Source organism: Streptomyces sp. DSM 41931 (assembly GCF_050271085.1).
Taxonomy (GTDB): domain Bacteria; phylum Actinomycetota; class Actinomycetes; order Streptomycetales; family Streptomycetaceae; genus Streptomyces; species Streptomyces albogriseolus.
In genome coordinates, this window is record NZ_CP189902.1 from 2414540 (window position 1) to 2428080 (window position 13541).

Annotated in this window: 10 protein-coding genes and 1 pseudogene; 3 read left to right on the forward strand and 8 right to left on the reverse strand. The window is 72.8% G+C overall.

The features are described 5' to 3' along the window. Positions 1–9: 9 nt before the first annotated feature. Positions 10–1512 (reverse strand): CoA-acylating methylmalonate-semialdehyde dehydrogenase, encoded by a 1503-nt coding sequence (gene mmsA, locus ACP7TJ_RS11200; RefSeq protein WP_093767270.1) that lies wholly within the window; start codon positions 1510–1512, stop codon positions 10–12. Between the two features lie 199 nt (positions 1513–1711). Next, positions 1712–1814 (reverse strand): annotated as a pseudogene (locus ACP7TJ_RS11205) (5-deoxy-glucuronate isomerase); the annotation flags it as partial. 462 nt (positions 1815–2276) lie between these two features. Here ACP7TJ_RS11205 and ACP7TJ_RS11210 point away from each other — a divergent pair. Then, complete coding sequence (locus ACP7TJ_RS11210) at positions 2277–2462, forward strand: helix-turn-helix transcriptional regulator (RefSeq protein ID WP_093767268.1); 186 nt, start codon at positions 2277–2279, stop codon at positions 2460–2462. A 67-nt stretch (positions 2463–2529) separates the two neighbouring features. Here ACP7TJ_RS11210 and ACP7TJ_RS11215 read toward each other — a convergent pair whose 3' ends face one another. Next, positions 2530–3573 (reverse strand): zinc-dependent alcohol dehydrogenase family protein, encoded by a 1044-nt coding sequence (locus tag ACP7TJ_RS11215; protein ID WP_427762999.1) that lies wholly within the window; start codon positions 3571–3573, stop codon positions 2530–2532. 193 nt (positions 3574–3766) lie between these two features. Here ACP7TJ_RS11215 and ACP7TJ_RS11220 point away from each other — a divergent pair, with 193 nt between their 5' ends. Both ACP7TJ_RS11220 and ACP7TJ_RS11225 read left to right on the forward strand, forming a co-directional pair. Beyond that, positions 3767–4006 (forward strand): heavy-metal-associated domain-containing protein, encoded by a 240-nt coding sequence (locus ACP7TJ_RS11220; protein WP_093767266.1) that lies wholly within the window; start codon positions 3767–3769, stop codon positions 4004–4006. 127 nt (positions 4007–4133) lie between these two features. Beyond that, positions 4134–6401: a heavy metal translocating P-type ATPase gene (locus ACP7TJ_RS11225; protein ID WP_390921353.1), complete on the forward strand. Its 2268-nt coding sequence runs from the start codon at positions 4134–4136 to the stop codon at positions 6399–6401. Between the two features lie 607 nt (positions 6402–7008). On the opposite strand, the gene ACP7TJ_RS11230 is transcribed toward ACP7TJ_RS11225, so the two are convergent. From ACP7TJ_RS11230 to ACP7TJ_RS11250, 5 genes are all read right to left on the reverse strand, one after another. Beyond that, entirely contained in the window at positions 7009–8298 is a 1290-nt protein-coding gene (locus ACP7TJ_RS11230; protein WP_093767264.1) for a citrate synthase, read from the reverse strand. Positions 8299–8596: 298 nt separating this feature from the next. Next, positions 8597–10897, reverse strand: coding sequence for an SF1B family DNA helicase RecD2 (gene recD2, locus ACP7TJ_RS11235; protein ID WP_093767263.1), 2301 nt, complete (start codon positions 10895–10897; stop codon positions 8597–8599). 79 nt (positions 10898–10976) lie between these two features. Further along, positions 10977–12227 (reverse strand): NAD(P)/FAD-dependent oxidoreductase, encoded by a 1251-nt coding sequence (locus ACP7TJ_RS11240; RefSeq protein WP_427763003.1) that lies wholly within the window; start codon positions 12225–12227, stop codon positions 10977–10979. Beyond that, entirely contained in the window at positions 12224–12433 is a 210-nt protein-coding gene (locus ACP7TJ_RS11245) for a ferredoxin (RefSeq protein ID WP_391109549.1), read from the reverse strand. The genes ACP7TJ_RS11240 and ACP7TJ_RS11245 overlap by 4 nt, the downstream gene beginning before the upstream one ends. 101 nt (positions 12434–12534) lie before the next feature. Then, complete coding sequence (locus ACP7TJ_RS11250) at positions 12535–13452, reverse strand: pyridoxamine 5'-phosphate oxidase family protein (protein WP_427763005.1); 918 nt, start codon at positions 13450–13452, stop codon at positions 12535–12537. Positions 13453–13541 lie beyond the last annotated feature (89 nt).

Here is a 13541-nt window from a genome sequence, read left to right on the forward strand (position 1 = left end):
TGAGCGGGCTCAGTGGTTGCGGGGGAAGCCCAGGTCGACGCCGGAGGGGGCGTCCGCCGGGTCGGGCCAGCGGGTGGTGACGACCTTTCCGCGGGTGTAGAAGTGCGTGCCGTCGTTGCCGTAGATGTGGTGGTCGCCGAAGAGGGAGTCCTTCCAGCCGCCGAAGCTGTGGTAGCCCACGGGGACCGGGATCGGGACGTTGACGCCCACCATGCCGGCCTCGACCTCGAGCTGGAAGCGGCGGGCGGCGCCGCCGTCCCGGGTGAAGATGGCGGTGCCGTTGCCGAACGGCGAGGCGTTGACGATGTCCAGGGCCTCCTCGTACGTCTCGGCGCGCAGCACGCACAGGACGGGGCCGAAGATCTCGTCCTGGTAGGCCTTGGCGGTGGTCGGCACCTTGTCGAGCAGGGAGATGCCGATCCAGTGGCCGTTCTCGAAGCCGTCGACGGTGTGGCCGGTGCCGTCCAGGACGACCTCGGCGCCCTCGTCCGCCGCGCCGGCGACGTAGGAGGCGACCTTGTCGCGGTGGGTCGCGGTGATCAGCGGGCCCATCTCGGAGGTGGGGTCGTCGCCCGGGCCGATCTTGATCTTCTCGGCGCGCTCGCGGATCTTCTCCACCAGTTCGTCGCCGATCGCGCCGACGGCGACGACCGCGGAGATCGCCATGCAGCGCTCGCCGGCCGAGCCGTAGGCGGCGGACACGGCGGCGTCGGCGGCCGCGTCGAGGTCGGCGTCGGGCAGCACCAGCATGTGGTTCTTGGCGCCGCCGAGGGCCTGGACGCGCTTGCCGTTGGCGGAGGCGGTGGTGTGGATGTAGCGGGCGATGGGCGTGGAGCCGACGAAGGACACGGCCTTGACGTCCGGGTGCTCCAGCAGGCGGTCGACGGCCACCTTGTCGCCGTGCACGACGTTGAACACGCCCTCGGGCAGCCCGGCCTCGGCGAGCAGCTCGGCGAGGCGGACGGCGGCGGACGGGTCCTTCTCGCTGGGCTTCAGCACGAAGGTGTTGCCGCAGGCGATGGCGAGGGGGAACATCCACATCGGCACCATCGCCGGGAAGTTGAACGGGGTGATGCCGGCGACCACGCCGAGCGGCTGGCGGATGGACGCCACGTCCACGCGGCTGGCGACCTGGGTGGACAGCTCGCCCTTGAGCTGGACGGTGATGCCGCAGGCCAGGTCGACGATCTCCAGGCCGCGCGCGACCTCGCCGAGGGCGTCGGAGTGCACCTTGCCGTGCTCGGCGGTGATCAGCGCGGCGATCTCGTCGCGGTGGGCGTCGAGCAGGGCGCGGAACCTGAAGAGGATCGAGGTGCGCTGGGCGAGGGAGGACTGGCCCCAGGTGCGGAACGCCTCCTTGGCCGCGGCTACCGCGGCGTCGACCTCCTCGACGGAGGCGAAGGCGACCTTGGTGGTGACCTCGCCGGTCGCCGGGTTCGTCACCGGGCCGTAGGTTCCCGAGGCGCCTTCGGCGGTCTTGCCGCCGATCCAGTGGTTGACGATCTTCGTCATGACCGAGAACTCCTTCGCAGATGGCGGCGTCGGGGGGAGACGTGCCGTTCGTACAGCTCGTGCGGTGGCGCCGCGGGCGGTCGCGCCGCGGGGGCGGCCACGGGTCCATCCCACCAGGGACGGGGTGCCGGGCGGGCCCGACACTGTGTCGGCCGTTCGGGTCCCCGAGTGGACACTTGGGTTCCGGGGGCGGGCGTCCGGGACGGAACCTCCGGCGCGGGGCCGCGGCGGGCGGGGAGTCGTCGCTCGCACCTCGCTCCTGCCAAAGCGAGGCGGCCTCCCGCGCCGGAGGCGATCTGTGACGGGACGACGCCGTGGGCGCCCCGACGGCCGGGGCGCGCCCGGCGGCGGTGGAGGCTCGCCATGACGCTCCCTTCGAACGTCTCGTCCGCCCTGCGGGGTCCGAGGGCTCTCCCCGGTTCTAGCCCCGCTCACGAAGCCCTGTCAATGTTTTGTCCGGACATTCGGACGAAAACAGGGAAGGGAGGCCGGAAGGGCCTCCCTCCACGGGTGCGGACAGCGAGGAGTCAATGCGCCCCGCCGGCGTGCCGGAGTGCGCCCGTGTGTCACTCCTGTCACAAACACCGCCGTCGCGTCACGGTCGTCACACGCGGGCGGCCCTTCCGTCACACCCGCGCACGAGCCCTCTCCGTACGCGGACCGGCTCGTTCTCCCGCACGACGCTTGTCGATCGCCAGCGCACGCCCGGCTCCCCCTGACGGCCACCCCGGCCGCCGCCGCGGCGCGCGCGGGGAGGTGCACTCATGACCGAGCTGTGGTCGTACAAGGACATCGCGGCCCACATCAAGGTGCAGCCGGACACCGTGCGTTCCTACCGCAAGCACGGCCTGCTGCCGCCGCCGGACCGGGTGCAGGGCGGGAAGCCCTACTGGTACCCCGACACGGTCCGCCGCTGGGTCGCCGCCCGTCCCAGCAACCGCCGGGACTGACCACCGCGACACGAGGACGCCGTGCCCCCGCGCCGACCACGCGGGGGCACGGCGTCCGTGCGTGCGCTCAGCTCCAGGGTTCGATCACGGTGACCCCCGCGGCCGGAGCGCCGTCCATCGCCGCCAGCGCCGCCGGCGCCGCGTCCAGGCCGATCACGGAGGTCACCAGCAGGTCGGGGCGGAGCACCCCGGCGCGCACCAGGTCCAGCATCGGCGGGTAGGCGTGGGCGGCCATGCCGTGGCTGCCGAGGATCTCCAGCTCCAGGGCGACGGCGCGGGCCATCGGCACGGGCGTGGCGCCCGTCTCCGAGGGCAGCAGGCCCACCTGTACGTGCCGGCCCCGCCGGCGCAGGCCGTTCACCGAGGCGGCGCAGGTGACGGGCGCGCCCAGGGCGTCCAGGGAGAGGTGGGCGCCGCCGCCGGTCAGCTCACGGACCGCGGCGGCGGGGTCGTCCACCGCCGACGCGTCCACGCACTCCGCAGCGCCGAAGCGGCGGGCGAGGCCGAGGGCGCCCGGCGACACGTCGACCGCGACCACGCGCGCCCCGGCCGCCGCCGCGATCATCACCGCGGACAGGCCGACGCCCCCGCAGCCGTGCACCGCCACCCACTCCCCCGCCGCGACGCGGCCCTGCTGGACCACGGCCCGGTAGGCGGTGGCGAAGCGGCAGCCGAGGGAGGCGGCGGTGGCGTACGCCATGCCGTCGGGGACGGCGACCAGGTTCACGTCGGCGTGGTCGAGGGCCACGTACTGGGCGAAGGAACCCCAGTGGGTGAAGCCGGGCTGGGTCTGGCGCTCGCACACCTGCTGGTCGCCCGCGGCGCAGGCGGGGCAGGAGCCGCAGGCGCAGACGAACGGCACGGTGACCCGGTCCCCGGCGCGCCAGCGGGTGACCCGGGGGCCCGCCGCCTCGACGACTCCGGCGAGTTCGTGGCCGGGGACGTGCGGGAGGGTGACGTCCGGGTCGTGACCCTGCCAGGCGTGCCAGTCGCTGCGGCACAGGCCGGTGGCCTCCACGCGGACCACGACCCCGTGCTCCGCCGGTTCCGGGTCCGCGACCTCGCGCACCCCGGCCGGTTCCCCGTACCGCTCGAACACCACCGCTCGCATGCCAGGTCCCGCCTTCCGGTGATCGCCGCTGTCGGCGGAACGCTATCCCGCGGCCGCGGAGGTGCGGACTCCCGGGCGTCCCCGGCGCCCCGTCCTGGATTCATACCCCCTAGGGGTATAGTGTGAGTGGTACGGGGTCCTCAGGGACCCCTCCGACCCCCTGCACACCCACAAGCCCGACGAGGAGAACGACATGACGTCCCAGACCGACACCCAGGGTTCCGTCACCACCGTCTACCAGGTGACCGGGATGAGCTGCGGGCACTGCGAGGGCGCCGTCTCCGGCGAGATCTCGCAGCTCCCCGGCGTCAGCTCGGTGACGGCCGTCGCCTCCTCCGGCGAGGTGACCGTGGTCTCCGCCGCCCCGCTCGACGAGGCGGCCGTGCGCGCCGCCGTCGACGAGGCCGGCTTCGAGCTGGCCGGCACGGTCTGACCCGGGCCCGCACCCGTTCGAAGACACCCCGCGCGGCGTGAACCGGGCCGTACCGGCCACCCGGCGACCCCGGCCCTTCGGCCCGGCCCGCCGCCGCCCGCATCCCGGACGTTCCTGGAGCACGGACATGACCAGCACCACCGCCCCCGAGGCGCCGGCCGCCGGCGGGCAGCAGGAGGCCCGCTCGGAGGTCGAGCTGCTCATCGGCGGGATGACCTGCGCCTCCTGCGCGGCCCGCGTCGAGAAGAAGCTCAACCGCATGGAGGGCGTCACCGCCACGGTGAACTACGCGACCGAGAAGGCCCGGATCACGTATCCGCCGGGTGTCGAGGTCGCCGACCTGATCACCACGGTGGTGAAGACCGGCTACACCGCCGAGGAGCCGGCGCCCCCGCGGCGGGACGAGGAGGAGACCGCCTCCGGGACCGACCCGGAGACGGCCGCCCTGCGCACCCGGCTGATCGTTTCCGTGCTGCTCGCCCTGCCGGTCGTCCTGCTGGCGATGGTCCCGCCGCTGCAGTTCGACCACTGGCAGTGGCTCTCCCTCACCCTGGCCGCGCCGGTCGTGGTGTGGGGAGCGGCGCCCTTCCACCGGGCCGCCTGGACCAATCTGCGGCACGGCGCGGCCACCATGGACACCCTGGTGTCGGTGGGCACGCTGGCCGCGTTCGGCTGGTCGCTGTGGGCGCTGTTCCTCGGCGACGCGGGCGAGCCGGGCATGCGGCACCCCTTCGAACTGACCGTGTCCCGCACCGACGGGGCCTCCACGATCTATCTGGAGGTCGCCGCCGGGGTCACCGCGTTCCTCCTGCTCGGCCGCTATCTGGAGGCCCGCTCCAAGCGGCAGGCGGGCGCCGCGCTGCGGGCGCTGATGGAACTGGGCGCCAAGGACGTCACCGTCCTGCGGGACGGCCGTGAGGTGCGGGTGCCCGCCGAGCGCCTGTCCGTGGGCGACCGGTTCGTGGTGCGCCCCGGGGAGAAGATCGCCACCGACGGCACGGTCGTCGAAGGCGCCTCCGCCGTGGACGCGTCGATGCTGACCGGCGAGTCCGTGCCGGTGGACGTGACCGTGGGCGACACCGTCACCGGCGCCACCGTCAACGCGGGCGGCCGGCTGGTCGTCGAGGCGACCCGGATCGGCGCGGACACCCAGCTCGCGCGGATGGCGAAGCTGGTGGAGGACGCGCAGACCGGCAAGGCCCAGGTGCAGCGGCTCGCCGACCGGATCGCCGGGGTGTTCGTGCCGGTGGTGCTGCTGATCGCGGCCGGCACCTTCGGGCTGTGGCTGGGCAACACCGGGGACACGGTCGCCGCGTTCACCGCGGCCGTCGCCGTACTCATCATCGCCTGCCCCTGCGCCCTCGGGCTGGCCACCCCGACCGCGCTGATGGTCGGCACCGGCCGGGGCGCCCAGCTCGGCATCCTCATCAAGGGACCCGAGGTGCTGGAGTCCACCCGGCGCGTGGACACGGTGGTCCTGGACAAGACGGGGACCGTCACCACCGGCCGGATGTCCCTGCGGGCGGTGCACGCCGCGGAGGGCACCGACGAGCGGGAGCTGCTGCGGCTCGCGGGCGCCCTGGAGCACGCCTCCGAGCACCCGGTGGCCCGTGCCGTCGCCGCGGGCGCCGAGGAGCGCGTGGGCACGCTGCCCCGGCCCGAGCACTTCGAGAACGTCCCCGGCCGGGGCGTGCGCGGGCGCGTGGAGGGCCGTGAGGTGGCCGTGGGGCGGCTCTCCGAGGTGTTCGGGGAGCTGCCGCCGGAGCTGGCGCGGGCCAAGGAGGACGCCGAGCGCGCCGGGCACACCGCGGTGGTGGCCGGCTGGGACGGGGCGGCACGCGGTGTCCTCGCCGTCGCCGACACGGTGAAGGAGACCAGCGCCGAGGCGGTCCGCGAGCTGCGGGCACTGGGCCTCACGCCGGTGCTGCTGACCGGCGACAACCGGGCCGTGGCCGAGGCGGTCGCGCGCACCGTCGGCATCGACGAGGACCGGGTGATCGCCGAGGTGCTGCCCGAGGACAAGGCCGACGTGGTGCGGCGGCTCCAGGAGGAGGGGCGCAGCGTCGCCATGGTCGGCGACGGCGTCAACGACGCGGCCGCGCTGGCCGTCGCCGATCTGGGTCTGGCCCTGGGCACCGGCACGGACGCGGCGATCGAGGCGGGCGACCTGACGCTGGTGCGCGGGGACCTGAGGGTGGCGGCGGACGCGATACGGCTGTCCCGGCGCACTCTCTCCACGATCAAGGGCAACCTCGTGTGGGCCTTCGGCTACAACGTGGCCGCGCTGCCGCTGGCCGCGGCCGGACTGCTGAACCCGATGATCGCCGGGGCCGCCATGGCGTTCTCGTCGGTGTTCGTGGTGACCAACAGTCTGCGGCTCCGGTCATTTCATTGAGATCTCAAGTGGGCAGTACCCCTGGAGTCCGGTAAGACCCTCACATAAGCTCTTCACAAGCCTCGCGCATCATCCTTACGCTTGGGTCCCGTGAGAGGTTTGCGGGCTCCTGCGCAGTGTGGGGAGATATGCAAGAGACGCAGATCACAGTGATCTGAACGTAACCATCGAAGGGGTTCGAAGGTCTAAGTTGGCGATGTCGGGCAGCGTCTTGGGGGGCGCTACCTGGCATCTGGAGATGTCTTGGGGGACTTCTCCAGAGATTGCGTTGCCGGGGCACGTGCCCAGGGAAGCTTTGAGCGGCCCTCCCGACGTGCGTTGTCCCGGCAGACCGCACACACCGACGAGTGCGGCGGGTTCAGGTCCGTCCGTACTCATTCAGCGATTCAGGCGCTGTCCTCACAAGCGCCCGGCCGGATCCCGTGGGGGGAATCCGCACCGGGACATGGGAAGGCGCCCTGGTTCGTCGGCCCGTGGGGGGACCGGCGGCCGGGGCGCCTTCTTTTTCTTCGCAGTGGTGCAACACGCCCAAAGGGGCGCGGGGAACTGCGCGACCAGCCCGAAGCCGGCCCGCAGTCGCCCACACCCCTCAGCGCACCGGCAGGTGTCAGCGCTCCTCGACCGGAACGAAGTCCCGCTCGACCACACCCGTGTAGATCTGACGCGGGCGCCCGATGCGCGACCCCGGCTCCTTGATCATCTCGTGCCACTGGGCGATCCAGCCCGGCAGCCGGCCGAGGGCGAACAGCACCGTGAACATCTCGGTCGGGAAGCCCATGGCCCGGTAGATCAGACCGGTGTAGAAGTCCACGTTCGGGTAGAGGCTGCGCGAGACGAAGTAGTCGTCGGAGAGCGCGTGCTCCTCCAGCTTGAGCGCGATGTCCAGCAGCTCGTCGGACTTGCCGAGGGCGGACAGCACGTCGTGCGCGGCGGCCTTGATGATCTTGGCGCGCGGGTCGAAGTTCTTGTAGACCCGGTGGCCGAAGCCCATCAGGCGGACGCCGTCCTCCTTGTTCTTCACCTTGCGGATGAAGGCGTCGACGTCGCCGCCGTTGTCGCGGATGCCCTCGAGCATCTCCAGCACCGACTGGTTGGCGCCGCCGTGCAGCGGGCCCCACAGGGCGTTGATGCCGGCGGAGATCGAGGCGAACATGTTCGCCTGCGAGGAGCCGACCAGCCGGACCGTGGAGGTGGAGCAGTTCTGCTCGTGGTCCGCGTGCAGGATCAGCAGCTTGTCCAGGGCGGAGACGACGACCGGGTCGAGGTCGTACTCCTGCGCCGGGACGGAGAAGGTCATGCGCAGGAAGTTCTCGACGTAGCCGAGGTCGTTGCGCGGGTAGACGAACGGGTGGCCGACCGACTTCTTGTAGGCGTAGGCCGCGATCGTCGGAAGCTTGGCGAGCAGACGGATGGTGGAGAGGTTGCGCTGCTGCTCGTCGAACGGGTTGTGGCTGTCCTGGTAGAACGTGGACAGTGCGGAGACCACCGAGGACAGCATGGCCATCGGGTGGGCGTCGCGCGGGAAGCCCCGGTAGAAGTTCTTGACGTCCTCGTGCAGCAGGGTGTGCTGCGTGATGTCGTCCTTGAAGGCGGCCAGCTGGTCGACGGTCGGCAGCTCACCGTTGATCAGCAGGTAGGCGACCTCCAGGAAGGTGGAGCGCTCGGCCAGCTGCTCGATCGGGTAGCCGCGGTACCGGAGGATGCCGGCCTCGCCGTCGAGATAGGTGATCGCGGATTTGTACGCGGCGGTGTTGCCGTAGCCGCTGTCCAGCGTCACCAGACCGGTCTGGGCGCGGAGCTTCCCGATGTCGAAGCCCTTGTCACCGACGGTGCTGTCGATCACCGGGTAGGTGTACTCGCTGCCGTCGTACCGCAGTACTACAGAGTTGTCGCTCACGTCTTCCCTCACCGACGTTGTGCCTCATCTTCGAGGTGCCCTGACTGTCTCTACCATCCCCCACTCGGCTCAGGAGAGTGCACTCGGGGTCGACCATCGGGCCTATTGACGGCACTGAGTGCCGCCAACTTGCCCATCCTGCCCCCTGTGTTCCCCATCCGGAAGCCCTGTGTGACCTTCACGACTCATTTGATCGATCATTTTTCGATGACGGAGCCCTCACAGCGGCGTCCGCCCCGCCGAGAGGCGGTGCCCTCCGTGTCCCCCGCCGGACGCGGTCCGGAACCGGGGGAACGGGTCAGGTCCCGTCCGCTGAACCGGAACCGGAGGAGCGGGGTCCGGGCCCGGCGGCGAGCCGCATGTCGAGGGCCGTGCAGCGGCGGCCGGCCGACAGCGTGCGCACGGCCTGTCCGACGGCCTTGCGGGAGCCGACCAGGACGACGAGTTTCCGGGCCCGGGTGACCGCCGTGTAGAGCAGGTTGCGCTGGAGCATCATCCACGCGCCCGTGGTGACGGGGATGACGACCGCCGGGTACTCGCTGCCCTGGGAGCGGTGGATGGTCACCGCGTAGGCGTGCGCCAGTTCGTCCAGCTCGTCGAAGTCGTACGGCACCTCCTCGTCCTCGTCGGTCAGCACGGTCAGGCGCTGGTCGACCGGGTCGAGCGAGGTGACGACACCGACGGTGCCGTTGAAGACGCCGTTGGCGCCCTTCTCGTAGTTGTTGCGGATCTGGGTGACCTTGTCGCCGACGCGGAACACCCGGCCGCCGAACCGCTTCTCGGGCAGATCGGGGCGGGCGGGCGTCACGGCCTGCTGGAGCAGGCCGTTGAGCGTGCCCGCGCCCGCCGGGCCGCGGTGCATGGGGGCGAGCACCTGCACGTCCCGGCGCGGGTCGAGGCCGAACTTGGCGGGGATGCGCCGGGCCGCGACGTCCACGGTGAGCCGCCCGGCCTCCTCGGTGTCCTCCTCGACGAAGAAGAAGAAGTCCTTCATGCCCTCGGTGACGGGGTGCTTGCCGGCGTTGATCCGGTGGGCGTTGGTGACCACGCCGGACTGCTGGGCCTGGCGGAAGACGCGGGTGAGCCGCACGGCGGGGACGGGGCTGCCGTCGGCGAGGAGATCCCGGAGCACCTCGCCCGCGCCGACGCTGGGCAGTTGGTCCACATCGCCGACGAACAGCAGATGGGCGCCCGGCGGCACGGCCTTGACCAGCTTGTTCGCCAGCAACAGGTCCAGCATGGACGCCTCGTCGACCACCACCAGGTCGGCGTCCAGCGGCCGGTCCCGGTCGTACGCCGCGTCCCCTCCGGGCTTCAGCTCCAGCAGCCGGTGCACGGTGGACGCCTCGGCGCCGGTCAGCTCGGCGAGCCGCTTGGCGGCACGTCCGGTCGGCGCGGCGAGCACCACCTTCGCCTTCTTCGCGCGGGCCAGCTCCACGATCGACCGCACGGTGAACGACTTGCCGCAGCCCGGCCCGCCGGTCAGCACGGCCACCTTCCGCGTCAACGCCAGCTTGACCGCGGCCTCCTGTTCGGGCGCCAGGTCCGTCCCCGTACGGCCGCGCAGCCACGCGAGCGCCTTGTCCCACGCCACGTCCTGGAACGCGGGCATCCGGTCCTGGTCGGTGCGGAGCAGCCGCATCAGCTGGGCGGCGAGGGCCACTTCGGCGCGGTGGAACGGCACCAGGTAGACGGCGGTGACGGGGTCGCCGCCCTCCGGGTCGGGCACCTTCTCCCGGACGACGCCGGGGTCCTCCCCCGGGTCCTCCGGCTCGGCGGCGAGCTCGGCGAGGCATTCGATGACGAGGCCGGTGTCGACCTGGAGCAGCTTCACCGCGTCCGCGATCAGTTTCTCCTCGGGCAGGTAGCAGTGCCCCTGGTCGGTGGCCTGCGACAGCGCGTACTGGAGGCCCGCCTTCACGCGGTCCGGGCTGTCGTGCGGGATGCCGACCGACTGGGCGATCTTGTCGGCGGTGAGGAAGCCGATGCCCCAGACGTCGGCGGCGAGCCGGTAGGGCTGGTTCTTCACCACGGAGATGGAGGCGTCGCCGTACTTCTTGTAGATGCGCACGGCGATGGAGGTGGAGACCTCGACGGTCTGGAGGAAGAGCATGACCTCCTTGATCGCCTTCTGCTCCTCCCAGGCGTCGGCGATCTTCTTGGTCCGCTTGGGCCCGAGCCCGGGGACCTCGACGAGCCGCTTGGGCTCCTCCTCGATGACGCGGAGGGTGTCCGTCCCGAAGTGCTGGGTGATCCGGTCGGCGAAGACCGGTCCGATGCCCTTCACCAGCCCCGAGCCGAGGTAGCGGCGGATGCCCTGCACGGTGGCGGGCAGCACGGTCGTGTAGTTCTCGACGTGGAACTGCTTGCCGTACTGGGGGTGCGACCCCCAGCGCCCCTCCATCCGCAGCGACTCCCCCACCTGCGCGCCGAGCAGCGCGCCGACCACGGTGAGCAGGTCGCTGCCGCCACGGCCGGTGTCGACGCGGGCGACGGTGTAGCCGTTCTCCTCGTTGGCGTACGTGATGCGCTCCAACACGCCTTCGAGCGTGGCGAGCCGGCGTTCGCCGGCGGGCGGGGCGGAGGGGTGGGTGGGCATGGGTCGACGGTACCGGTGGGGTCTGACAGGGTTCCCGGTCACTCGGGGTCCGTGCCGTCGCCTCAGGACCGACGGTCCGTCACGCGGGGCCCGCTCCGTCCGGTGCCGGCCCGGAGGCCAGGTGCTCCTCCAGTGCGCGGCGGTAGGAGGCCAGCCGTCCTGTCCGCCCGATGGTCAGTGCGCCGACCAGCCGGCCCGCACGGTGGTACGCGATCTCCAGCCGGCGGCCCGTCAGATCGTGCTCCACGACCCGCGTCTCGTCGGCGGCGCCGGGCAGGCCCACCGAGCGGATCCTGGCGCCGTGCAGGTCCGACCAGAAGGACGGCACGGCCGCGAACGGCGCGGGCGTCCCGTCCGGGGCCTGCCCGGCCAGGAGCGTGGCGGCGGCCGCGGTGCCCTGCTCGACGGCGTTGGTCCAGTGGCCGAGCGCGAGGCGTTCGCCCCCGGCCAGCGGCTGCGGCACGCGCGCCACGTCACCGGCCGCCACCACGTCGGGCACGGCCGAGCCGTCGGTGCGCAGGACGCGCAGAAGCGGGTCGCAGTGGACGCCACCGTCCAGGGCGAGGCCGGAGCCGGCCAGCCAGCCCGTCGACGGCACCCCGCCCCACGCCAGGACCGCCGTGCCGGCCGCCACCGTGGTGCCGTCGCCCAGGCGGACGCCGGCCAGCCGGCCGTCGGCCCCGGTCACGAAGCCCTCCACGGTGGTTCCGGTCCTCAGCACGATGCCCGCCTCGCGGTGGAGCGCGGCGACATAGGCGCCCGCGACGGTGCCGAGGGCGCCCTCCAGGGGCTGGGACGCGGCTTCGACGAGCGTGACGTCCAGCCCGCGTTCGCGGGCGGCGGCGGCGATCTCACCGCCGAGGAAGCCGGCGCCGACGACGACGAGCGGCCCTCCCGCGGTCAGCGCGGCCCGCAGGGCCAGGGCGTCGTCCCAGCCGCGCAGGGTGACCACGCCGGCCGGCGGCGGGGGCTTCCCGGCCGGCCAGCCGCGGGCAGTCGATCCGGTCGCGACGACCAGGCCGTCGTAGGACAGCCGTGTGCCGTCCGCGAGGGTGACGGCCCTTGCCGCGAGGTCCAGCCGGACGGCCGCCCGCCCGAGCTGCCAGCGCGCCCGCAGGCCGTTCGGCACGGGCAGTTCGGTGCGGGCAGGCCGGCCGGGGGCGGTCAGGACCCGCTTGGACAGCGGCGGCCGGTCGTAGGGCGAATGCGGTTCGTCCCCCACGAGGGTCAGGGCACCGGTGAAGCCCCGCTCGCGCAGGGCCCGGGCCGCCCGCAACCCGGCGAGCGAGGCGCCCACGACGACCAGTTCGCGCTGGTCCGCGGCCCTCATGAGGCGGCCGGCGGGGAGGCCGGCGACACGGTGATGGCGCGGGCGGGGCAGACGGCCGCGGCCTTCTCGGCCTTGTCGAGCAGCGCGTCGGGCGGCGAGGCCTCGTGGACGAGGCGGTCGTCGTCGTCGAAGGAGAAGATCTCCGGCGCGGCGAAGACACACTGCCCGTGGCTCTCGCAGAGGTTCATGTCCACGGTGATCTGCATGGTCGCTCCGTAGGGGTCTGGTGGGGGGCGTCGGTGCGCGCGGTGCACGGGTGCCTGCGGTGCGCGCGGGCGCGTGCGGTGCGCGCAGGCGCGTGCGGATGTCAGCCGACCGGGGGGTTGAAGCGCGAGTAGCCGGGGCTGGTCCACCGCAGAGGCGAGGCGGCGGTGATCTCCCGTACCGCTTGGACGGAGAACTCGACCAGGCGCTGCGCACCGGGCGCCGTGGCGATGTCCTCGGCGTCCCACACGGTGCGCGCGGTACCGGACAGGTGCAGGGTGTCGCCCGTCTCCCAGTCCGGGACCAGGATGCCCGCCGACGCGTTGAGCAGCAGGTTGCCCAGGGTCAGGAACATGGCGTTGCCCACGTAGTCGGGCCAGCGCAGCAGGGTGGGTGAGAGTACCTGGACGAAGCCGGGGTTGCCGCCGCGGTGGGAGGCGTCCGCGTCGCCGCGGTCGGAGGCGGTGGCGACGAAGAACGTGTCGGCCGCGCGCACCTTCCGCTGCTGGGCCGGGCTGAGTCCGGTGCCGGCGGTGACGGTGCGGTCCGCCGCCCCGGCCTCGTCCGGTCCGGCCCAGCGGTGGTTCCGCTTCTGCAGATACTTGGGGCAGTTGGCGATGACCTGGTCGATGTCGACGCGCAGGCCGGTCCCCTCCCGGCGGGCCCGGCCGTTGATGCGCATACGGCGCCGGGTGGCGGGCTCGATGGCGATCATCCCGGTCGGGACGGCCGGTCCGGCGGTCAGGACCTCGGCCAGCGGGTCCCCCGGCAGGGGCAGGGCGCCGACGGTGACGGTACGGGGGTCGGGCACGCCCAGGAATCCGGCGCCGCCCGTCAGCTGGGTGGCCCAGACGCGGCCGTCCCGGTCGGCGCCGCCCAGCACGATCCAGGGCTGCTGGGCGAGGAAGTCCCTCGCGACGGGCGGAATGCTCTCGCCGATGCCGCCGAGCGAGAACTCCGCCTGCCGGGCCAGGCCGGCGCGTTCCTGCACGGCGATCTCGCCGCGGTGATACGTGGGCACGGCAGGTCCTTTCCCTCGCGCCGGCTTCGCGGTTGTCGTCCGGCGCGGCGCGGGTCGGGCCGGGGGCCGGTGGGGCACCCCCGGCGGGC

Bases quoted from the DNA above. Each gene is read 5' to 3' on its own strand.
- ACP7TJ_RS11240 (WP_427763003.1), bottom strand. From the start codon at position 12,227: ATGAGGGCCGCGGACCAGCGCGAACTGGTCGTCGTGGGCGCCTCGCTC.
- ACP7TJ_RS11220 (WP_093767266.1), top strand. From the start codon at position 3,767: ATGACGTCCCAGACCGACACCCAGGGTTCCGTCACCACCGTCTACCAG.
- recD2 (WP_093767263.1), bottom strand. From the start codon at position 10,897: ATGCCCACCCACCCCTCCGCCCCGCCCGCCGGCGAACGCCGGCTCGCC.
- ACP7TJ_RS11225 (WP_390921353.1), top strand. From the start codon at position 4,134: ATGACCAGCACCACCGCCCCCGAGGCGCCGGCCGCCGGCGGGCAGCAG.
- ACP7TJ_RS11210 (WP_093767268.1), top strand. From the start codon at position 2,277: ATGACCGAGCTGTGGTCGTACAAGGACATCGCGGCCCACATCAAGGTG.
- ACP7TJ_RS11215 (WP_427762999.1), bottom strand. From the start codon at position 3,573: ATGCGAGCGGTGGTGTTCGAGCGGTACGGGGAACCGGCCGGGGTGCGC.
- ACP7TJ_RS11245 (WP_391109549.1), bottom strand. From the start codon at position 12,433: ATGCAGATCACCGTGGACATGAACCTCTGCGAGAGCCACGGGCAGTGT.
- mmsA (WP_093767270.1), bottom strand. From the start codon at position 1,512: ATGACGAAGATCGTCAACCACTGGATCGGCGGCAAGACCGCCGAAGGC.